The 207-nt window shown below is 58.5% G+C and carries 1 protein-coding gene; it reads right to left on the bottom strand.

The genetic code is table 11. The features are described 5' to 3' along the window. Window positions 1-98: 98 nt before the first annotated feature. The coding region (locus tag OGY06_RS00070) for an MbeD/MobD family mobilization/exclusion family protein (protein WP_286604385.1) at window positions 99-207 on the bottom strand (109 nt) is incomplete at its 5' end.

Here is a 207-nt window from a genome sequence, read left to right as displayed (position 1 = left end):
GGTTTAAAGTGTCGGCCCGCGGTAGGTTTTCTGCGGCTGGCGCTCCAGCTCCAGTGTTTTCTGATACTCATTCTCCCTCTGCCGGAGCTCGATCGCATTCAGTTCCCGGACAAGCGGCGCAGCTGCTCGCTTAAACTCAGCACCTGCGTGCTCAAGTCCGACACGCGCTCGTTCAGCATCGCGTTCTCCCGTTGCATAAGACCACAC

The sequence above is a fragment of the Citrobacter sp. Cpo147 genome (genome assembly GCF_030332405.1).
In the GTDB taxonomy this organism is placed as follows: domain Bacteria; phylum Pseudomonadota; class Gammaproteobacteria; order Enterobacterales; family Enterobacteriaceae; genus Citrobacter; species Citrobacter portucalensis.
Note: the sequence above shows the minus strand (reverse complement) of the source record. Positions and strands in the feature narration are given on the sequence as shown.